This window comes from Mesorhizobium sp. (assembly GCF_965229135.1).
GTDB lineage: Bacteria > Pseudomonadota > Alphaproteobacteria > Rhizobiales > Rhizobiaceae > Mesorhizobium.
In genome coordinates this window covers 834615-854061 of sequence record NZ_OZ245860.1, presented here as the reverse complement: position 1 = coordinate 854061, position 19447 = coordinate 834615, and the positions used below count along the sequence as shown (strand labels likewise).

At 62.2% G+C, this 19447-nt stretch carries 20 protein-coding genes and 1 tRNA gene; 6 read left to right on the top strand and 15 right to left on the bottom strand.

The features are described 5' to 3' along the window. Positions 1–58 precede the first annotated feature (58 nt). From ACO07C_RS04115 to ACO07C_RS04080, 8 genes are all read right to left on the bottom strand, one after another. Positions 59–496 carry a DUF1489 family protein gene (locus tag ACO07C_RS04115; RefSeq protein WP_421912960.1) on the bottom strand — a complete coding sequence of 146 codons (438 nt, stop codon included), beginning with the start codon at positions 494–496 and terminating at the stop codon, positions 59–61. Between the two features lie 85 nt (positions 497–581). After that, a complete protein-coding gene (locus ACO07C_RS04110) occupies positions 582–1985 on the bottom strand; it encodes an L-serine ammonia-lyase (RefSeq protein WP_421912959.1) in 1404 nt (467 codons plus the stop codon). A gap of 143 nt (positions 1986–2128) precedes the next feature. Beyond that, positions 2129–2932, bottom strand: a complete 804-nt coding sequence (locus ACO07C_RS04105) for a YdcF family protein (RefSeq protein WP_421912958.1) — start codon at positions 2930–2932, stop codon at positions 2129–2131. 26 nt (positions 2933–2958) lie between these two features. Then, positions 2959–4524, bottom strand: a complete 1566-nt coding sequence (locus ACO07C_RS04100) for an amidase (protein ID WP_421912957.1) — start codon at positions 4522–4524, stop codon at positions 2959–2961. After that, complete coding sequence (locus ACO07C_RS04095; RefSeq protein WP_421912956.1) at positions 4524–4979, bottom strand: GNAT family N-acetyltransferase; 456 nt, start codon at positions 4977–4979, stop codon at positions 4524–4526. Before ACO07C_RS04095 ends, ACO07C_RS04100 begins: the two co-directional genes overlap by 1 nt. Before the next feature lie 6 nt (positions 4980–4985). Further along, a complete protein-coding gene (gene gatC / locus ACO07C_RS04090) occupies positions 4986–5273 on the bottom strand; it encodes an Asp-tRNA(Asn)/Glu-tRNA(Gln) amidotransferase subunit GatC (protein WP_421912955.1) in 288 nt (95 codons plus the stop codon). 73 nt (positions 5274–5346) lie between these two features. After that, positions 5347–6156 (bottom strand): radical SAM protein, encoded by an 810-nt coding sequence (locus ACO07C_RS04085; protein WP_421912954.1) that lies wholly within the window; start codon positions 6154–6156, stop codon positions 5347–5349. A 167-nt stretch (positions 6157–6323) separates the two neighbouring features. Next, positions 6324–7031, bottom strand: coding sequence for a metal-dependent hydrolase (locus tag ACO07C_RS04080; RefSeq protein WP_421912953.1), 708 nt, complete (start codon positions 7029–7031; stop codon positions 6324–6326). A 117-nt stretch (positions 7032–7148) separates the two neighbouring features. Here ACO07C_RS04080 and ruvX point away from each other — a divergent pair, with 117 nt between their 5' ends. After that, complete coding sequence (gene ruvX, locus ACO07C_RS04075; RefSeq protein ID WP_421912952.1) at positions 7149–7655, top strand: Holliday junction resolvase RuvX; 507 nt, start codon at positions 7149–7151, stop codon at positions 7653–7655. On the opposite strand, the gene ACO07C_RS04070 is transcribed toward ruvX, so the two are convergent. The 3 genes from ACO07C_RS04070 to ACO07C_RS04060 form a co-directional block, all read right to left on the bottom strand. Next, positions 7573–7914: a DUF6105 family protein gene (locus ACO07C_RS04070; protein ID WP_421912951.1), complete on the bottom strand. Its 342-nt coding sequence runs from the start codon at positions 7912–7914 to the stop codon at positions 7573–7575. The genes ruvX and ACO07C_RS04070 overlap by 83 nt on opposite strands. After that, the gene (locus tag ACO07C_RS04065; protein WP_421912950.1) at positions 7914–8468 is read right to left on the bottom strand and encodes a hypothetical protein; all 555 of its coding nucleotides are present in this window, start codon (positions 8466–8468) and stop codon (positions 7914–7916) included. Before ACO07C_RS04065 ends, ACO07C_RS04070 begins: the two co-directional genes overlap by 1 nt. Before the next feature lie 153 nt (positions 8469–8621). Further along, positions 8622–10250, bottom strand: a complete 1629-nt coding sequence (locus ACO07C_RS04060) for a DNA alkylation response protein (RefSeq protein ID WP_421912949.1) — start codon at positions 10248–10250, stop codon at positions 8622–8624. Positions 10251–10407: 157 nt separating this feature from the next. Here ACO07C_RS04060 and ACO07C_RS04055 point away from each other — a divergent pair, with 157 nt between their 5' ends. From ACO07C_RS04055 to dprA, 4 genes are all read left to right on the top strand, one after another. After that, positions 10408–11373: an aspartate carbamoyltransferase catalytic subunit gene (locus tag ACO07C_RS04055; RefSeq protein ID WP_421912948.1), complete on the top strand. Its 966-nt coding sequence runs from the start codon at positions 10408–10410 to the stop codon at positions 11371–11373. Further along, the gene (locus ACO07C_RS04050) at positions 11370–12656 is read left to right on the top strand and encodes a dihydroorotase (RefSeq protein ID WP_421912947.1); all 1287 of its coding nucleotides are present in this window, start codon (positions 11370–11372) and stop codon (positions 12654–12656) included. Before ACO07C_RS04055 ends, ACO07C_RS04050 begins: the two co-directional genes overlap by 4 nt. A gap of 73 nt (positions 12657–12729) precedes the next feature. Beyond that, complete coding sequence (plsY, locus tag ACO07C_RS04045; RefSeq protein ID WP_421912946.1) at positions 12730–13317, top strand: glycerol-3-phosphate 1-O-acyltransferase PlsY; 588 nt, start codon at positions 12730–12732, stop codon at positions 13315–13317. Beyond that, on the top strand, positions 13314–14447 hold the full coding sequence (gene dprA / locus ACO07C_RS04040; protein WP_421912945.1) for a DNA-processing protein DprA: 1134 nt from the start codon (positions 13314–13316) through the stop codon (positions 14445–14447). Before plsY ends, dprA begins: the two co-directional genes overlap by 4 nt. Before the next feature lie 4 nt (positions 14448–14451). Here dprA and ACO07C_RS04035 read toward each other — a convergent pair. Next, a tRNA-Lys gene (locus tag ACO07C_RS04035) sits at positions 14452–14527 on the bottom strand. Between the two features lie 296 nt (positions 14528–14823). On the opposite strand from ACO07C_RS04035, the gene ACO07C_RS04030 reads away from it, so the two are divergent. Beyond that, positions 14824–15312: a BA14K family protein gene (locus ACO07C_RS04030; RefSeq protein WP_421912944.1), complete on the top strand. Its 489-nt coding sequence runs from the start codon at positions 14824–14826 to the stop codon at positions 15310–15312. A 71-nt stretch (positions 15313–15383) separates the two neighbouring features. Here ACO07C_RS04030 and glpK read toward each other — a convergent pair whose 3' ends face one another. The 3 genes from glpK to ACO07C_RS04015 all read right to left on the bottom strand — a co-directional run bounded on the left by glpK (position 15384) and on the right by ACO07C_RS04015 (position 19416). After that, positions 15384–16877, bottom strand: coding sequence for a glycerol kinase GlpK (gene glpK / locus ACO07C_RS04025; RefSeq protein WP_421912943.1), 1494 nt, complete (start codon positions 16875–16877; stop codon positions 15384–15386). Positions 16878–16999: 122 nt separating this feature from the next. After that, positions 17000–18526, bottom strand: a complete 1527-nt coding sequence (glpD, locus tag ACO07C_RS04020) for a glycerol-3-phosphate dehydrogenase (RefSeq protein WP_421912942.1) — start codon at positions 18524–18526, stop codon at positions 17000–17002. 122 nt (positions 18527–18648) lie between these two features. Continuing rightward, positions 18649–19416, bottom strand: a complete 768-nt coding sequence (locus tag ACO07C_RS04015; protein WP_421912940.1) for a DeoR/GlpR family DNA-binding transcription regulator — start codon at positions 19414–19416, stop codon at positions 18649–18651. Positions 19417–19447: the final 31 nt, after the last annotated feature.

Here is a 19447-nt window from a genome sequence, read left to right as displayed (position 1 = left end):
TCCAGCATGGAGCAACATGAGGGCCAGACCCTGATAACTTCCCGCCTGATGCTGCGATCTAGAGCAGCCCGAGATCGGCAAGTTCACGCCGTAGTTTCGGCGGCATCTCGACCAACCCCGCCTTGCCCTTGCCAAGATCAAGCGGTGCATCGGACGGCTTCAGGTAGCGCCAGCCCTGAAAAGCACGGCGCGGCTGCCAGTCGGTGCGCACGACCTGCGGATCGAGGATCAAATGGCAACGACCGATGCCCTCGTCATCGGTAAACGGCCGGACATCGGTGATCAACTGGCGGCACTGGACGTTGCCCTTAATCACCCAGTAAAGCGATCCGCCATCGATGATTTCGGTCGCCCGCGTCGGTACCATCCGCGTCGTGTGGAACTGCTCCACCGGCTCGCCGGCGCGCCGTCTTTCATCGAGGCGAAAGGCGATCCATTCCTCGAGGTCCTCGACACTGTCGCAGCCGACGCAGAGCTTTATGAGGTTGAGAGACATCGCCCAAGCTTTAGCCTCACGGGCGGAGCCGTCAACGGGCCGACGGGGTTCTCCACAGTGCCAGCCACAGGGATTGAATTGGCGCTCAGCATTCCACGACGTTGACAGCCAGCCCGCCAAGGCTGGTTTCCTTGTATTTCTCGTTCATGTCGAGACCGGTCTGGCGCATGGTTTCGATGGCCGCGTCGAGCGGCACGAAATGAATGCCGTCGCCCTTGATGGCGAGCGAGGCGGCTGTCACCGCCTTGACCGCGCCGAGCGCGTTGCGCTCGATGCACGGCACCTGCACCAGCCCGCCGACCGGATCGCAGGTCATGCCAAGATGATGTTCCAGGGCAATCTCGGCGGCATTCTCGACCTGCTCCGGCGTCCCGCCCATGACGGCGCACAAGCCTGCCGCAGCCATCGCCGATGCTGAACCCACCTCGCCCTGACAGCCCACCTCGGCGCCGGAGATCGAGGCATTGGTCTTGATGATGCCGCCGACAGCAGCGGCCGTCAGTAGGAAATCGCGGATGCTCGGCTGGTCGGCTTCGGGGTGGAAATGCAGCCAGTAGCGCAACACAGCAGGCAGCGTGCCGGCCGCGCCATTGGTCGGAGCGGTGACCACACGTCCCCCGGCGGCGTTCTCCTCGTTGACCGCCATGGCGTAGATCGACAGCCAGTCATTGGCGAGCAACGGGTTGGGTTTATTCTGCTGCCACTGCTCCTGCAACTTGTCGTGCAGCATGCGCGCACGGCGGCGCACCTTCAGCCCGCCCGGCATGATGCCGTCCTGCGACAGGCCGCGATCGATGCAGCTCTTCATGGCGCTCCAGATACCGTCGAGGCCGGCATCGAGTTCCTCGCGCGACATCTGCGTTTCCTCGTTGACGCGCTTCATCTCGGCGATAGAAAGGCCGCTCTTGGCCGCCATCTTCAGCATCTCGACCGCGTTCTTGAAGGGATAAGGCACTTTCTTGCCTTCGGTCGTCACAGATCCCTTGGCCTTCATCCGCTGCAGCTCTTCTTCCGAAACCACAAAGCCACCGCCGATCGAATAATAGATGCGCTTGAGCAGCAAGCGTCCACCGGCATCATAGGCATGGAACGCCATGCCGTTGGCGTGGCCGGCGAGTGGCGCCTTGCGGTCAAGCACGAGATCCGTGGCCGGATCGAAGCGATAGGAAGGATGGCCGGGCGCAGATATCCGCCTGTCGGCCGCGATGCGCGCCGCAATGCCGTCAGCCAGATCGGGATCGACTGTCTGCGGCGTCAGCCCGGCGAGGCCAAGCACAACGGCGCGATCGCTGCCATGGCCAATGCCCGTATAGGCGAGAGAGCCATGCAGGCTGGCGCCAAGACGATCCACCTTGACGCCAGCGGGGCGCGGCCAGTCGCCACCGAGGATTTCGTCCAGGAAACGGGCGGCGGCCGTCATCGGCCCCATTGTGTGGGAACTCGACGGGCCGATACCGATCTTGAACAGGTCGAAAACCGAAAGGAACACGCGCGGCTGTCTCCGGGAGAGCTGTCGAGGACTACATATAGGAATTCCCGCAATGTTTCCGCTGTTTTGAAAATCGCGGCGCGGTTCACGCCGACCTTGTTTGCTCCGGCAGCGACATCCGCCAGTATTGCCGGTGTGGCATGTCAACCAACATCGCCGGGGCGCGGAAAGGGCTCATCGATGCGGCCTGACATCCAGTAGGCGAAAAGGCCGATCCATTCGCGGATCGCCATGGTCGTGGCCTGCAGCGAATCGGCCGCATTGTCCCGAAACAGCCCGATGCCCTCCCGCCCCGAAGTTCGATAATCGACAGGCCACGCAATGGTGGGAAAACCAGCCTTGACAAACAGTGCCTTGGCACGCGGCATGTGGAACGCCGAGGTCACCAGCAGCCAGGTCTCTCCTGGTTTCGGAACCACCATCTGGCGGGTGTAAATAGCGTTCTCGTAGGTGTTGCGGGATCTGTTCTCGAGGATCAGCCGATCGGCCGCCACGCCTAGGGCGCCGAGCAGGCGCGGCGCGGTGGTCGCATCGCCCTCGCCGTCAAGTATCAGTTCGCCGGTACCGCCGGAGACGACAATCTTCGCCCCGGGAAAGCGCCGCGCCAGCACTGCCGTCTCGACCATGCGGTCACCGCCGGCGTTCAACTCGTAGCCGCCGCGCACCAGATTGATGGCGCCCTCGAAACCGCCGCCAAGCACCACGATGCCATCGACCTTTTCCGGCAAGGACGGGCGTGGAAAGCGTTCCTCCAGCGGGTTGAGCATCAGCGCGCCGAGCGATGTCCAGGCCGAAAGCGCGAGGACCAGCAACGCCAGCGAACTGCCGGTGACTGCCAGCCTCCATCGGCCAAAAGTCACCGCGATCACGCCTGCAAGGAGCAGGAAAATCGACAGGTTCAGCGGCTGGATGAAGAACCAGAAGACCTTGGAAAGGTAGAAGAACATCCCCTCGCCCCGTCAGGCTCGGGAGCCTACCACCACTTCTCCGGCTTGAACGTCCCCGCCGCCTGCTCGATGACGTGAGCGGTCTGGAACAGCGTCTCCTCGTCGAACGGGCGACCGATGATCTGCAGCCCGAGCGGCAAGCCCTTGGGATCGAGCCCGGCGGGCACGGAGATGCCGGGCAGGCCGGCCATGTTCACGGTCACGGTGAAAATATCGTTGAGATACATTTTCACTGGATCAGACGCCATGTCCTCGTCAGCGACGCCAAATGCCGCCGACGGCGTTGCCGGGGTCAGGATGACATCGACACCGGCGGCGAACACATTCTCGAAATCGCGCTTGATGAGGTTCCGCACCTTCTGCGCCTGCAGATAGTAGGCATCGTAATAGCCTGCCGACAGCACATAGGTGCCGATCATGATGCGGCGCTTGACCTCGCGGCCGAAACCGGCGGCCCGGGTCTTCTCGTACATGTCTACGATGTCCTTGCCGGGCACGCGCAATCCATAGCGGACGCCGTCGTAGCGGGCGAGGTTGGACGAGGCTTCCGCGGGCGCCACGATGTAATAAGCCGGCAACGCGTATTTGGTGTGCGGCAGGGAAATGTCGACGATCTCCGCGCCGGCGTCCTTCAGCCAGGCAATGCCCTTCTGCCAGAGCGCCTCGATCTCCTCCGGCATGCCGTCGACGCGGTATTCCTTGGGAATGCCGACCTTCATGCCCTTGATCGGCTTGCCGATCACCGCCTCGTAGTCGGGCACCGGCCGATCGACGGACGTCGTGTCCTTCGGATCGACCGAGGCCATCGACTTCAGCATGATCGCCGCATCGCGCACATCGCGTGCAATCGGTCCGGCCTGATCGAGCGACGAGGCGAACGCGACGACGCCCCAGCGCGAGCAACGGCCATAGGTCGGCTTGATGCCGACGGTGCCGGTGAAGGCAGCCGGCTGGCGGATCGAACCGCCCGTATCCGTGGCGGTCGCGCCCGCGCAAAGGAAGGCGGCAACCGCCGAAGCCGAGCCGCCCGACGAACCGCCGGGAACCAGCTGCGCGTTGTCCAGGGTGCGCGCGGTCTTGGCGCCACCGGCGGAGACGAAGCCGCCGTCGCCCTGATGAGTCGTCGGCATCACCACCGTATCCGTGCGCGAACGCCGCCAAGGGTTGATGACCGGCCCATAGTAGGACGTCTCGTTGGACGAGCCCATGGCGAATTCGTCCATGTTCAGCTTGCCCAGCATGACCGCGCCGTCGGCCCACAGATTGGCGGTGACGGTCGATTCATAGCGCGGCTTGAAGCCGTCGAGCACATGGCTGCACGCCTGGGTGTGAATGCCTTCGGTACCGAAGAGATCCTTGATCCCGAGCGGAATACCTTCAAGCGCTCCGCCCTCGCCTTTTGCGAGCTTCGAGTCGGAGGCCTTGGCCATGTCGCGGGCCTTGTCGCCGGTGACCGTGACATAGGCATTGAGCGCCGGGTTGGCACGATCGATCGCCAACAGATACGCCTCGGTGATCTCGGTTGCGGTGATTTCCTTGGCGCGCAGCTTGGCGCGGGCCTGCGAAATCGTCAGATGGGTCAGATCGCTCATCAGGCAAGACTCTTTTCGTAAAACACCGACCACTCGGAATCGGGATAATCCAGCACGGGTCCGCAGCGCGAAAAGCCGGCACGTTCGTAAACAGTCCACGCAGCCGGATGGCGATCGCCGGTCTCCAGCACCAGGCGGTCCAGACCTTCGTCCCGCGCCAGCGCCTCGACCCGCTCCACGATCCTCGCGCCAATCTTCTGGCCGCGATGGGAAGGACGCGTATACATGCGCTTGACTTCGCCGACGCTACCATGCCGCTTGAGCGCGCCGCAACCGATGGCCAGTCCATTGTCGCGGGCGATGAACACGGTCGTACACTTGTCAGCCATTTGCTCGACGGTCATGTGGTAGCAGTGCTCCGGCGGCGTCAATTCGAGCAGCGTGGCGTTGAGTTCGTTCACCAACCCGCGCACATCGTCCTGCAGCGGCGTTTCGATGGCGATCTCGATTGCCATCGTGGCCTACTCCACCACCTTGGGAACAAGGAAGAAATTCTCTTCCGTCGCTGGCGCGTTTGCAACGATGTCAGCCGCCTTGTTGCCGTCGGTGACCACGTCCTGGCGCTTCTTCATCTCCATAGGCGTAACCGACGTCATCGGTTCGATGCCGGAGACATCGACCTCGTTCAATTGCTCCACGAAGCCCAGGATCGCATTCAATTCGCCGGTCATGCGCTCAGCGTCCTCCTCGCTCACCGCGATGCGGGCGAGACGCGCGACGCGCTTCACTGTCTGAAGATCAACGGACATGTTTCTGCCTCTGGAAAACCAAATGGCGCTATAGCGGCGCGGCGCGTGGCGCGCAACTGCATCGTGCGGCAACCTACGCCGAAGTGCTGGCCCGGCTCTTCGGCTGGCGCAGCGGAATTGGCAGTTCGAACAGGCGCTCCCTGCCCGGACACATGCCGCATGCCGCCTCATCCTCCAGCGCGGCGAAAGCCCGCAGTTCCGCGTCGGAACAGCCTGCCTCCAGCGCACGATAATCCAGATAGGCGTCCCATTTTTCGGAGAGCTGGTATCTGGCCTTTTGCATCGGCAGGTAGGCCAGCGGCGCACATTTCCAGATACGCCCCTCAAATAGTTGCTTGCAGTGGCGGGCGGGACAAATCTCCCAGCTGGCCCTAGGGTCACCGTCCTCGAAGGGCAGCATGCTGCCGCCAAAGCCGGTGTAGCGCCGCGTCCACTGCTTGTGCGACGGACGAGTCCTGGCCACGAAACCGTGGTCTCGCCGCCAGGTCTCCAGCAAGTCGAACACCGGCTTCAGCTTCTCGCGATACTCATCGGAATCGTGATGGATCGAAACAAAAAGGCGTGCCTCACGATCGGCGGCGAGGACCGCCGGCAGCGTTGGGTGGCGGTGTAGGAAGAAGCCGTTGGAGACAATCTCGATTTTAGTCCTTGGCCAGTGCCACCGCACCAGCCCGACAAATTCGGGCAGTCGCGGATGGATTGTGGGTTCCCCGCCCAGCAGCGAGAAGCAAGCAACCGAAACGCGCTGGCTCCACAGCCCCATCCAGCGGTCGGCGTCTTCAAGAGAAACGATGCCAGCATGGGCGTGGTTGGAATAGTGCGAGCAGCTCTCACACGACAGGTTGCAGCCATGTGCCACATGCAGTTCGAGTCTTTGAAACACAGGTCGCTCTCCGCGGAGAAACGACCCCACCCGTTTGATGATCCCCATGAAGCGAAGCTAGCACGCCGATCTGGCCAGCACACCAACTTCGTAATGGCAACTGCAGACCATGGCGAGGCCACGCCGAGTGCCTCGCCAGCCAGCTCACGTTTTTAAACCTAGCCGTCTCAGATGGTGATCGTCTCGCCGATCTTCGGCAGGGCCACTTTCACGCCAGATCCATCCATTCCAGCCACGAACTTTTCGGCGGTGGGGTCGATCATCGGAAACGTTCCGAAGTGGCAGGGAACGACCGTATCGAACTTGAAGAAACGCCGGCAGGCAAGCGCAGCCACGGCGCCGCCCATGGTGAAACGGTCGCCGATCGGCACGATGCCGATTTTCGGTTCGTGAAGTTCGTTGATGAGCGCCATGTCGGAAAAGATGTCGGTATCGCCCATATGGTAGAGGGTCTCGTCATCGGGAAAATGCAGGACGAGTCCACCTGGATTGCCGAGATAGATATTCTTGCCGCCCTCTTCGCCAAACGAGGATGAGTGCAGCGCCTGGACGAAAGTCGTGGTGAAAGCGCCGCAGTCAACGGTGCCGCCAATGTTGCCGGGGTTGATCTTCTGACCGTTTACCCCTTTTCCGACCAGGTACATGCAGATCTCGAAATTGGCGACGAGCTGAGCGCCGCTCTTGTTCAGCACCTCCACCGCGCCGCTGATGTGATCGCTGTGGCCATGGGTCAGCAGGACATGCGTGATGCCTTCAGCCGGTCCTTCCCAGCCACCCGTCCACGATGGATTGCCGACCAGATAGGGGTCTATGAGGATTTTCGCCCCCGCGGTTTCGATGCGGAATGCGGAATGGCCGTACCAGGTGAGCTTCATGAAGAGGTTCCTCGATTTTTGCTGTGCTAGAGGATAGAACGCCAGCGACGCAAATCAATGACATCCGGCATCTTTGCCCGCTTGAATGCGGGCGGCATCGCAGACGAGGGAAAGCCGTTGAGTATCATCGCGATCGAGGAGTTGCCGGCACGGCTCGGTAGCGGCAAGACGCTGGCCGGTCTTGACCTTGGCGACAAGACGATCGGCGTTGCGATTTCGGACAGGGGTTTTTCCTTTGCCCATCCGCGTCCAGTGATCATGCGCAGGAAATTCTCGCTTGATGCCGCCGCTCTCCTTGCCGTGCTGAACAAGGAGAATGCTGGCGCCATCGTGCTCGGCCTGCCCATCAACATGGATGGATCGGAAGGCCCTCGCGCGCAGAAATCGCGCGCTTTTGTCCGCAACATGGCTGGCATCACCGACCTGCCATTCATTTTGTGGGATGAACGGCTGTCTACGGTGGCGGCCGAACGGACGCTGATCGAGATGGATTTCTCGCGCAGGAAACGCGCCGGCAAGATCGATTCGGCCGCGGCCGCCTTCATCCTGCAGGGTGTTCTCGACCGCCTTCAGTCGCTCGATGCAGCCGCTCGGACGGAACCGGGCCCGTCCACTGCTTCTTGACCCAACCGGCAATGTTGCGACGGCGGCGGAACGCCCACAGCGCCATCAGCAGAAACCCATCGAAAATACACGCCTTGGCGACCATGCCGGGAATGATCGCCGGGTCGATGCCCAGCATCTGCCCATAAAGCTGGAACACCAGATCATGCAGTTGCCGGCTCAACATCACATAGCCGAAATTGATGTCGTTGAGCGACAGGAAGAACCATCCCCAGAACAAGACGAGCGGGGCCGCCCACAGCGCGAACAAATAGCGCATCAGCGACCATCCTTCCGATTCGTATCCGGGCGACCGGAAATGCGCGAGAGCAGCGAATCATGCGCGGCGCCCTTCGCCATCACATGCGCCGCGCGGGTTTCTCCCTTGCCGGGAACGGTGGCCGGGGATGTCGAACGCCGCTCGGCGAGCATGGCGACGTAGGACGCCAGCAGAGCCGCCATCTGGATGGCGATGACCATGAACAGCCCGTTGATGCCCTGCGCGGCGCCGCCCACCAAAATCACGGATAGCAAGCCGAAGGCCGAGATGAATGCGATGCGCATGACGCTGTCGGCGGCATCCAGGCTCATCGTGCTGATCAGTGTTTCGACGAACGCCCAGCAAAACAGCACGGCAACCACCATCAGCGCGGTCGCCAGTGGCGCCACGACAATCGCGTTCTCGAGATCGGCCAGGCCCGGGCTCTGTACGGTGACGCCCAGCATGCCGAGCGCGGCCGAGACACCACGGCTGCCATCGATGCAGATGAACGCCAGCAGGGCGAAAACGAGCGCCCAATGCAAAGCCAAAAGAGAGGTCAAGACGTGACGCATGCCGTTCCTGCTTCGGTATCCTGAGACAGTGGGCTTTGCGGATCACTCCTGCAATCTAAACCATTTGTTAAGGTTAACGGCAATTCACAGGGAGAATGACAGCGCTCGTCACGGGCGTTTCGCGACCTACTCGAGGCGCTGCCGACCTCCGGTTCAGTTCGTTGGCGGATAGAGCGTGTCGATGATCATGCGCGCGTCGTGGCGCGAATCGAGCATGCCATAGGTATTGCGCCATTGGCCGGCCAGCCGGGTCTCGACGAAAGCGTCGGCGATCCGCCCTGCCCCCAGCCGGCGCAGTTCCGCGGCGGCGGCCGACAGCGCCAGTTGCTCGGTGAGCAGCCGGGCCGAGCCCTCGTCAGTGCCCGCTACCTGCATTGCGGCCTTGAGCACGCCGATGGTGCCGCGTCCGCCTGCGCCGAGATCACGATCGATACCGGCCAGCACGTCCTCGAACAGCCCTGGCGCACGGCTGAGCACGCGCAGCACATCGAGCGCCATGACGTTGCCGGATCCCTCCCAGATCGCATTGACGGGCGCCTCGCGATAATAGCGGGCAAGCGGCGCCTCCTCGACATAGCCATTGCCGCCAAGGCACTCCATCGCCTCGAAGAGCAGCGGCGGCGCGATCTTGCAGACCCAGTACTTGACGACCGGCGTCATGGCGCGGGCAAACGCCGCCTCGCCACGGTCGCTCGCCGCCTCGTCGAAGGAACGCGCCAAGCGAAACGACAAGGCCGTGGCCGCGGCAACGTCGAGCGCCATGTCTGCCAGCACGCGCTGCATCAACGGCTGTTCGATCAGATTGGTGCCAAACACCTGCCGGTGACGTGTGTGATGCACCGCTTCGGCCAGCCCGGCGCGCATGATCGCCGATGAAGCGACGGCGCAATCGAGCCGGGTCAGCGTCACCATGTCCATGATCGTCTTCACGCCGGCGCCGGGTTCGCCGACCATTTCGCCAATGGTGTTGACGAATTCGACTTCGGAAGAAGCGTTGGAGCGATTGCCGAGCTTGTCCTTCAGCCGCTGGAAGCGGAAGCCATTGCCCGATCCGTCGCCAAGAACGCGAGGTACCAGGAAGCACGACAGCCCCTCCGGAGCCTGGCCGAGCACCAGGAACGCATCGGACATCGGCGCCGACATGAACCATTTGTGGCCGGTCAGGCGATAAAAACCGCCACCGGCGCGCTCGGCCCTGGTGACATTGGCCCGCACATCGGTGCCGCCCTGCTTTTCCGTCATGCCCATGCCCAGTGTCAGGCCGGTCTTTTCGACAGGCGGCTTCTGACTCTGGTCATATTTTCGGGTCGTCACGCGCGGCGCCCATTCGCGGAACAGTTTCGGGCTGGCCATCAGCGCCGCCAGCGACGCACTTGTCATGGTGATCGGGCACAGATGCCCGGTCTCCAACTCGGCTGTCAGGTAGAATCGGGCCGCCCGCACCTGATGGCGACGGCCGATCTCGGCATCGCCATTCTCCCAGATGGATGAATGCAGCCCATTCGCGACGGAACGGCGCATCAGCGCATGATAGGCGGGATGGAATTCGACCAGATCGATGCGCCGGCCCTGCCGGTCATGTGTCCTGAGCTTTGGCGTCTCGACATTGGCGAGGCGCGCAAGCTCCTGTGCTTCCTGGGTCAGCACGAAACGGCCGAGGCCGTCGAGGTCCTTGCGCACAGGATCGGAAAAGCGCTCGGCAAGCTGGATCAACAACGGATCGCCCCGCCAGGCATTCCCGCCTGTCAACGGCGGCGGCTGGTTCGTCACGTCGTCGGTCACGCCTTGTCCCTATCATCGCAGGCCACGAATCCGAAGCCATCGGCGGTTTATAGCTCAAGCTTTGCCGCGTGCGCGATGAAAATACCGGGGAGAAAGGCAGCAATCCAAAGCTGGCGCTTGCAGCCGCCGAATCCGCACCCTATAGCAGCGCCTTGAGATGACTGACGCTTCGTCCCTGCCGCTCTATCCTCACCGCCATCTACTGGGCATCCGCGACCTTTCCCCCGCCGACATAGAGCTTTTGCTCGATCGCGCGGATCGGGCGGTCGCCATCTCGCGGCAATCGGAAAAGAAGACCACGACGCTGCGCGGACGCACGCAGATCAACCTCTTCTACGAAGCCTCGACCCGCACGCAATCTTCCTTCGAGCTTGCCGGCAAACGGCTCGGCGCCGACGTCATGAACATGTCGGTGGCAAGCTCTTCGGTGAAGAAGGGCGAAACGCTGATCGACACGGCGATGACGCTGAACGCCATGCGCCCCGACATATTGATCATCCGCCATCAGTCGGCGGGTGCGGCGGCGCTGCTGGCACAAAAGGTCGGCTGCTCGGTGGTCAATGCCGGCGACGGCGCCCACGAGCACCCGACGCAGGCGCTGCTTGACGCTCTGACCATCCGGCGCGCCAAGGGTCCACTGTCGAAACTGATCGTTGCCATCTGCGGTGACATCCTGAATTCGCGCGTGGCGCGCTCGAACATCATGCTGCTCAACGCGCTCGGGGCGCAGGTGCGTGTCGTCGCTCCCTCGACGCTTCTGCCCACCGGCATCGAGAAGATGGGCGTCATTGTCACACGCTCGATGGCGGAAGGTCTGAAGGACGCGGACGTCGTGATGATGCTGCGCCTGCAGCGCGAGCGTATGGAAGGCGCCCTCGTGCCTTCGGTGCGCGAATATTTCCGATATTTCGGTCTCGACGCGGAAAAGCTGAAGGCCGCGAAGGACGATGCATTGGTGATGCATCCCGGCCCGATGAATCGCGGCGTCGAGATCGCCTCGGAAATTGCCGATGGTCCGCAAAGCGTCATCCAGGAACAGGTGGAGATGGGCGTTGCCGTGCGCATGGCGGTGATGGAAGCGCTTCTCGATCCGCGCCGCAACCTAGAGGGGCGCGGAGCATGAGCACGACAGTCCTCGAGCGCGCTCGCATCGTCGACCCGTCGCGCGGTATCGACGAAGTCGGCACCGTTATCGTTGATGGCAGCAGGATCGCGGCCGCCGGCAAGGCGGCACTGAACCAGGGCGCACCGGAAGGTGCGACCATCATCGATTGCGCCGGCAGTGCTGTCATCCCTGGCCTCGTCGATGGTCGCGTTTTCATAGGCGAACCCGGCGGAGAGCATCGCGAAACCATCGCTTCGGCCAGCATCGCGGCTGCCGCCGGCGGCGTCACCTCCATCGTCATGATGCCCGACACCGATCCGGTGATAGACAATGTGGCATTGGTCGAGTTCGTGCTGCGTACCGCCAAGGACACGGCAAGCGTCAATGTGTTCCCCGCGGCTGCGATCACCAAGGGTCTCGATGGGCGTGAGATCACCGAGTTCGGCCTGCTACGCGAGGCCGGCGCGGTGGCCTTCACCGACGGACGCCATACCATCGCCAGTGCGCTGGTAATGCGCCGTGCCCTGACCTATGCACGCGATTTCGGCGCTACCATCGTGCATGAAACGCAGGACGCCGCCCTTGCCTCCGCCGGCGTGATGAATGAAGGACTCTATGCGAGTTGGCTCGGCCTTGCCGGCATTCCGCGCGAAGCCGAATCCATCCCGCTGGAGCGCGACCTTGCACTGGCGCGGCTGACGCGCGGCTCCTATCACGCGGCAAAGATATCGACAGCCATGGCGGCCGCGGCGGTAGCGCGCGCGAAAGCCGACGGCGCGACGGTGACTGCCGGTGTATCGATCCACAATCTCTCGCTCAACGAAAATGACGTTGGCGAATACCGCACCTTCTTCCGCCTGACGCCGCCGTTGCGCGCCGAAGAGGACCGCCTAGCGATGATCGAGGCGGTCAAGGATGGCACCGTCGACATCATTGTGTCCTCGCACGATCCGCAGGATGTCGACACCAAACGCCTGCCCTTCGCCGACGCCGCGGCTGGCGCCATCGGACTTGAAACGCTGCTGGGCGCGGCACTGCGGCTCTACCACAATGAAGATTTGACGTTGCTGAGACTGGTCGAAACGCTGTCCACCGCGCCGGCAAAGTTGTTTGGACTGCCCGGCGGCACGCTGAAGCCGGGAGCATTGGCCGATCTGGCTGTCGTCGATCTGAACGAGCCATGGATCGTCAGCGAAAGCGGCATCCGCTCACGCTCGAAAAACACCTGTTTCGAAGGCGCGCGACTGCAAGGCAGGGTCTTGCAAACCATGGTTTCGGGTCGCACAGTATTTTCAGCCTAGTCCGGCAGACAGGAAGAATGGGGAGCAACTCGCGCTCCTTTCCGGTCAGCCGGGCGGGGTTCAGGGGGAAACAATGACCTACGGCCTCATCGTGGCACTGGTGTTCGGCTATCTGCTCGGCTCGATCCCGTTTGGGCTATTGATCACCCGGGCAGCCGGCCTAGGCGATGTGCGCAAGATAGGCTCCGGCAACATTGGCGCCACGAATGTGCTGCGCACCGGCAACAAGGGCTTGGCCGCCGCCACGCTGGTTCTCGATGCGCTGAAGGGCACCGCTGCTGTCCTGATCGCCGGTCATTACGCGCCGGAATTCGGCCTGTGGGCCGGCCTCGGCGCATTCCTCGGCCATCTTTTTCCGGTCTGGCTCGGCTTCAAGGGCGGCAAGGGCGTGGCAACGTATCTCGGCGTGCTGATCGGCCTCGCCTGGCAGGTTGCGCTGGTCTTCGCCGTGGTCTGGCTCGCCGTTGCCTTCCTCTTTCGGTACTCGTCACTGGCGGCACTCATTGCGGCGATCGTCGTGCCGATCGCAGTCTATTTCCTCAGCACGCCGCGGATTGCCGGATTGTTCGTGGTCATGAGCATCGTCGTCTTCATCAAGCACCGCGCCAACATTTCGCGGCTCCTCGCCGGTACCGAGGGCAAGATCGGAGCCAAGGGGTGAGCAACCGGCTCGTCGGGCCGCGCCTCAGCGACCGGCAACGGCTGAGCTGGCTTCGTTTGATCCGTACCCAGAATGTCGGTCCTGCCTCTTTTCGCGATCTGATCAACCGCTTCGGCTCCGCCGAGGCCGCGCTGGAAATATTGCCCGAACTGATGATCTCCGGCGGCGCCAACCGGATAGCCCGCATTCCATCAGTGGCTGAAGCCGAGGCCGAACTGGAAGCGGCCCGAAGGGCTGGCGCCCGCTTCGTGGGCATTGGTGAACCCGACTACCCCCCGCAGTTGAAGAACATGGACCACCCACCGCCGCTGCTCGCGGTCAAAGGCGAAGGCGCGGTGTTTCGGCTGCCGGCCCTAGCCATCGTCGGCGCCCGCAATGCCTCGCTCGCCGGCATCAAGATGGCGCGCACGCTTGCGACGGAGCTTGGCCGCGAAGGGTACAGTATCGTGTCCGGCCTTGCGCGCGGTATCGACACGGCGGCGCATCAGGGCAGCATCTCCACGGGCACGATCGGCGTTCTGGCGGGTGGCCTCGACATGCCCTACCCGCCGGAGAACGTCGGCCTCTGTGACGAGATAGCCGAGCGCGGCGGCGCCATCGTTTCCGAGATGCCGTTCGGTTGGCAGCCGCGTGCCCAGGACTTCCCGCGTCGCAACCGGCTCGTCGCAGGCATCGCGCTGGGACTTGTCGTGGTCGAGGCCGCAAATCGTTCCGGATCGCTGATCAGCGCGAGGCTTGCCGCCGAGATGGGCCGGCTGGTCTTCGCTGTTCCCGGCTCGCCGCTCGATCCGCGCGCGGCCGGCACCAACGGCCTGCTCAAGGACGGCGCCACCCTTGTCACCGAAGCCGCCGACATTTCCGGAGCCATCGCGCCGCTAACCGGCCTTCACGCGCCTAACAACACGCCGCTTGAAGACCCCATCGATTTCTCGGCACCGCCACCCGGCGAGGATGACCGCGCAAGGGTGATAGAGACATTAGGCCCGACGCCGGTGCCGGTCGACGAAATCATCCGCCACACCGGTCTGCATCCCGCGCAGGTTTTCATGGTGCTGCTGGAACTTGACCTCGCCGGCCGGCTGGAGCGACATGCCGGCGGAAATGTTTCGCTGCTGTTCGGAGAGTCCTGAAGGCTGGTGAGCGCGATGGGATTCGAACCCATGACCTACTGATTAAAAGTCAGTTGCTCTACCGGCTGAGCTACGCGCTCCCGCGGGCGCGAAAGGCTGCCCTCGAAATTGCGCGGAACATAGGGAGAGTGCCTCGACGGGTCAACCGGAAAAGATCGCCAGCACGTGGAGAATTCCAACGATTTCATGGAGAAGTTCGGAACGGTTCGCGAAACATGGAATCGCCTCCGCAAAAATCATGGGAAACCGGTTTCAAACAAAGATTCCGACAGGAGAAACATTACAGATCAGCAACTTGAGCATTTTTCTGGAACAATAGCGCCCCCTATCCGTTCTCCCGGCACAAGGGACGTAACCACCTCTCAAGGAGAATATAATGAACAAGGTCATGTCGGGCTTGCTGGCCGCCACTTTGTCAATTTCATTCGCGGCCACCGCCGCCATACCTGCCGAAGCCTCACCGATATATGTGCCTCAGGCTCCGGTCGTCGCTCCATCCGATATCCAGGCAGTAGATTTCAATCCGCAGTTGAAGAATCGCAATTTTCGCGGCAACCGCAATTTCGGTGGTCACCGGAACTTCAACGGCAATCGCAACTTCGGCAACAGGGGAAATGGTGGCTACTGGAACGGGCACCGTGGCTATAGCTATTACCGCCCCGGCTACCGTCGCCATGGTGACTTCTGGTTCCCGCTGGCCGCATTCGCCGCTGGCGCGGTCATCAGCGGAGCTATCGTAAACAGTGAGAATCGCGGAAATTCGCATGTTCAGTGGTGCTACGACCACTACAGGTCCTATCGCGCTTCGGACAACACGTTCCAGCCGAACAACGGCCCTCGTCAGCAGTGCCGTTCGCCCTACTGATAGACCGCCCTACTGATCGACTTTGCTGATCTAGCCGACCTGAAGACCCGCGCCGGACACGGCGCGGGTCTTCATTGTTTGCTTAAGGTTCTGCGCACCGCGTCGCGCCAACCGGCAATTTTTACTGCACGGGTGGGGGCATCCATTTCGGGTTGGAAACGACGCTCAAGCACCCACTTTTTCGCGAATGTCTCAGCCGCCGGCCAGACACCGGCTTGCGAACCGGCAAGCCACGCGGCACCCAGCGCCGTTGTCTCGAGAATTGTTGGTCGGTCGACCGGCGCGTCGAGAATGTCGGCCAGACGCTGCATGGTCCAGTCGGACGCAACCATCCCGCCATCGACGCGAAGCACAGTCCTCGCCGAGGCACCCTTCCAGTCCTTGCGCATCGCGTCGAGCAGATCGCGCGTCTGAAAGGCTACCGATTCCAGTGCAGCACGGGCAAACTCCGCCGGGCCGGAATTGCGGGTCAGCCCAAAAATGGCGCCCCTTGCATTAGCGTCCCAGTGTGGCGCGCCGAGCCCGACGAAGGCGGGCACCAGGTAGACGTTCTGGGTCGCATCCGCCGCCGCCGCCAATTTGCCGCTCTGCTCCGCCTTGCCCAGCACCTTCAGCCCGTCGCGCAGCCATTGTACAGCCGCACCCGCGATGAAGATCGACCCCTCCAGCGCATAGGTAGTCTTGCCGTTCAGCCTGTAGGCGATCGTCGTCAGCAATCGGTTTTTTGAGCGCACGAGATCGCTGCCCGTGTTCAGCAGCGCGAAGCACCCCGTGCCGTAGGTCGATTTCATCATGCCCGGTTCGAAGCAGGCCTGGCCGATTGTCGCGGCGTGCTGGTCGCCGGCCACGCCTAGAATTCTTATCTCGGCACCGAACAGGCTTTTTTCCGTGCGTCCAAAATCATCGGCGCAGTCCTTCACCTCCGGCAGCATTCTCGCCGGTATCTTGAGGACGGCCAGAAGCTCGTTATCCCAGGCATTCTCCTGGATATTATAGACCAATGTGCGCGACGCATTGGTGGCGTCGGTGGCATGAACCTTTCCACCGGTCAGCCGCCAGATGAGGAAGCTGTCGATCGTGCCGGCTAGCAGTTCGCCCTTCTCCGCACGCTTCCTGGCGCCCTTCACCCTGTCCAGCATCCAGGCGATCTTGGTGCCGGAAAAATACGGATCCAGCAGCAGCCCGGTTTTCCTGGTGAATGTCTTCTCCAGCCCCTGCTTCTTCAGTTTTTGGCAAAGCGGTGCGGTGCGCCGGTCCTGCCAGACGATCGCGTTGTGGATGGGCTTGCCAGTCGCCCTCTCCCAGATGACAACAGTTTCACGTTGATTGGTGATGCCGAGCGCTGCAACCTCCGAAGCGTTGCGTCCGGCCTTCTTCAGGGCTGCCTTCGCGGTCGTCACGACACTCGACCAGATCTCCTCTGGATCATGCTCGACCCAACCCGAAGCCGGATAGTGCTGGGCGAATTCCTTCTGTCCGCTGCCCGCTATCCTCATCTCGCCATTGAACAGGATCGCCCGCGTCGATGTCGTTCCTTGGTCGATTGCCAGGACAAAGCCACTCATTCCCACCCCCGCTGCACGAGCCCCCACAGGACCAATTCTTGCTGGGGTTCGGCCGGCCATGCAACCGGTAAGAACAACAACAGCCTGCCCTCGGGATTTTGCCGATGCAATATCGGCGTCCGCTACTCGACTGCCGCAATGTGCTGGCTGCTCATACCCCGCATGAAATCGTCGAGTGCCGCCGCCTGTTCACGGCTGAGATGCAGACCGCGCTTGGTCCTGCGCCACAAAACATCATCGGCGGTCACGGCCCATTCATTTTCGGCGAGATAACGCACCTCGGCCTCGTAGAGGTCCTCGCCAAAACCGCGGCCAAGGTCGGCATTCGATTTTGCGGATCCAAGCAGCGATCGTGCCCGGGTTCCGTAAAGCCGGGTCAGCCGGCGGGCAAGGCGGGCATCGAGAAACGGATAGGCCGTCTTCAGTTTCGTGACCTCGGCATCGAAACCGGTCGCCGGGAAATCGCCCCCTGGCAGCGGTGCGGTTGCCGTCCACGGTTCGCCGCGCTTGCCAAGAAAGCCCTCGATCTTCTCGAGCATCGATTCCGACAGCCGCCGGTAGGTGGTGATCTTGCCGCCGAAGGCATTGACGATTGGCGCGGCACCCCCACTGCCCTCGCCCTTCAGAACATAGTCCCGCGTCGCCTCCTGCGCCTTGGAGGCGCCATCATCATAAAGCGGCCGCACCGCCGAATAGGTCCAGACGATGTCCGAACGCTTGACCGGTTCGGCGAAATATTCGCTCGCAGCCGCGCAAAGATAGTCGATTTCAACATCGCTGATCTTCACGTCATGGGGATCGCCGGGATAATCCCGGTCGGTGGTGCCGATCAGCGTGAACTCTTCCTCGTAAGGAATGGCAAAGATGATGCGCCCGTCCCTGTTCTGGAAAAAGTAGGCGCGCGGGTCATCGAACTTCTTGTGAATGACGATGTGGCTGCCCTGCACCAGCCGGACATTGTGCACGTCATTCATGCCAACCGTGTCCGTCAGCACGTGATCGACCCACGGACCAGCCGCGTTGACCAGCAGCCGCGCCTTCACCTCCTCGGTCTCGCCGGTCGCCGTGTTCTTGAGGCTGACCCTCCAGACATCGCCCTCACGGCGGGCACTGACCACCTTGGTGCGGGTCCGGATGACAGCGCCACGGTCGGCCGCATCGCGCGCGTTCAGCGCAACCAGCCGCGCATCATTGACCCATCCGTCAGAGTATTCGAATGCCTTCCGGAACAGTGGCTTGAGCGGCCGCCCGGCTGGGTCGTTGGCCATGTCCAGCGTCCGCGTTGCCGGCAGCAATTTGCGCCCGCCGATATGATCATAGAGGAAGAGCCCAAGCCTGATCAGCCATGCAGGCCGCAGCCCCTTGGCGTAGGGCAGGACAAAGCGCATGGGCCAGATGATGTGCGGCGCGTTCCTCCATAGGATCTCACGCTCCATCAGCGCTTCGCGCACCAGGCGGAATTCGTAGAATTCGAGATAGCGCAGGCCGCCATGGATAAGCTTGGTCGAACCGGAGGAGGTTCCGCTGGCCAGATCGTTCATCTCCGCCAGGAAAACCGAAAAACCGCGTCCGACTGCATCACGGGCTATGCCGCAGCCGTTGATGCCGCCGCCTATGACGAAAATGTCATGGATGGGAGGTGCGTCCACGAGAGTCTCCACCGATTTCGCAATGCAATAGTCTTGAGTTGCAACGAAACCGTGGCGGAATTATTCGAAATGATAACGAATGTCAAACGAATACGAATGCCCTGCATCTGTCTCCGGGAGCATCAGACCGCGGAGGTTTCTATCAGTTGAACCTCGGCCTCCTGGCAGATCTTGCGCACCGACGGGATGTCACAGCGGTCGGTGATGAATGTGTTGACCTGCGACAGATGGCCAATGCGCACCGGCGCAGTGCGTTCGAACTTCGTCTGGTCGGAAACCAGGATGACATGGCGGGCATTGGCGATGATCGCCTGCGCCACTTTGACCTCGCGGAAATCGAAGTCGAGCAGCGCGCCGTCGTGGTCGATCGCCGATGCGCCAATGACAGCGTAGTCGACCTTGAACTGCCTGATGAAGTCGACCGCGGCCTCGCCGACAATGCCGCCATCGGAGCCACGCACGACACCGCCGGCAATTACCACCTCCATCGAAGGATATATACGCATCCTGTTGGCAACATTGATATTATTGGTAATGACCATCAGTCCGGTGTGATCGAGGAGCGCCGTGCTGACGGCCTCGGTCGTAGTGCCGATGTTGATGAACAGTGAGGCGTTGTCCGGAATGAGCCTGGCCGCCGCGCGGCCGATCGCATCTTTCTCCTCGGCTGCAATCTTGCGCCGCGCCTCATACTCCATGTTCTCGATGCCGGAAGGAAACAGCGCACCGCCGTGAATGCGCGACAGCAGCCGTTGGTCGCAGAGATCGTTCAGATCCTTGCGTATCGTCTGCGGCGTCACGCTGAAATGCGCTGCCAGTTCGTCAACCAGCACCCTGCCATTGTCCTTGGCCATCTGGATGATCTCGGAATGGCGCGGCGACAGGTACATTGGACAGGCTCCCGTTTTCGTTTTCCTTGTT

Bases quoted from the DNA above. Each gene is read 5' to 3' on its own strand.
- ACO07C_RS04065 (WP_421912950.1), bottom strand. From the start codon at position 8,468: ATGCGTCACGTCTTGACCTCTCTTTTGGCTTTGCATTGGGCGCTCGTT.
- ACO07C_RS04115 (WP_421912960.1), bottom strand. From the start codon at position 496: ATGTCTCTCAACCTCATAAAGCTCTGCGTCGGCTGCGACAGTGTCGAG.
- ACO07C_RS04105 (WP_421912958.1), bottom strand. From the start codon at position 2,932: ATGTTCTTCTACCTTTCCAAGGTCTTCTGGTTCTTCATCCAGCCGCTG.
- ACO07C_RS04100 (WP_421912957.1), bottom strand. From the start codon at position 4,524: ATGAGCGATCTGACCCATCTGACGATTTCGCAGGCCCGCGCCAAGCTG.
- glpK (WP_421912943.1), bottom strand. From the start codon at position 16,877: ATGAGTGGCTTTGTCCTGGCAATCGACCAAGGAACGACATCGACGCGG.
- ACO07C_RS04030 (WP_421912944.1), top strand. From the start codon at position 14,824: ATGAACAAGGTCATGTCGGGCTTGCTGGCCGCCACTTTGTCAATTTCA.
- ACO07C_RS04080 (WP_421912953.1), bottom strand. From the start codon at position 7,031: ATGAAGCTCACCTGGTACGGCCATTCCGCATTCCGCATCGAAACCGCG.
- ACO07C_RS04095 (WP_421912956.1), bottom strand. From the start codon at position 4,979: ATGGCAATCGAGATCGCCATCGAAACGCCGCTGCAGGACGATGTGCGC.
- ACO07C_RS04070 (WP_421912951.1), bottom strand. From the start codon at position 7,914: ATGCGCTATTTGTTCGCGCTGTGGGCGGCCCCGCTCGTCTTGTTCTGG.
- ACO07C_RS04050 (WP_421912947.1), top strand. From the start codon at position 11,370: ATGAGCACGACAGTCCTCGAGCGCGCTCGCATCGTCGACCCGTCGCGC.
- plsY (WP_421912946.1), top strand. From the start codon at position 12,730: ATGACCTACGGCCTCATCGTGGCACTGGTGTTCGGCTATCTGCTCGGC.
- ACO07C_RS04055 (WP_421912948.1), top strand. From the start codon at position 10,408: ATGACTGACGCTTCGTCCCTGCCGCTCTATCCTCACCGCCATCTACTG.
- ACO07C_RS04015 (WP_421912940.1), bottom strand. From the start codon at position 19,416: ATGTACCTGTCGCCGCGCCATTCCGAGATCATCCAGATGGCCAAGGAC.
- gatC (WP_421912955.1), bottom strand. From the start codon at position 5,273: ATGTCCGTTGATCTTCAGACAGTGAAGCGCGTCGCGCGTCTCGCCCGC.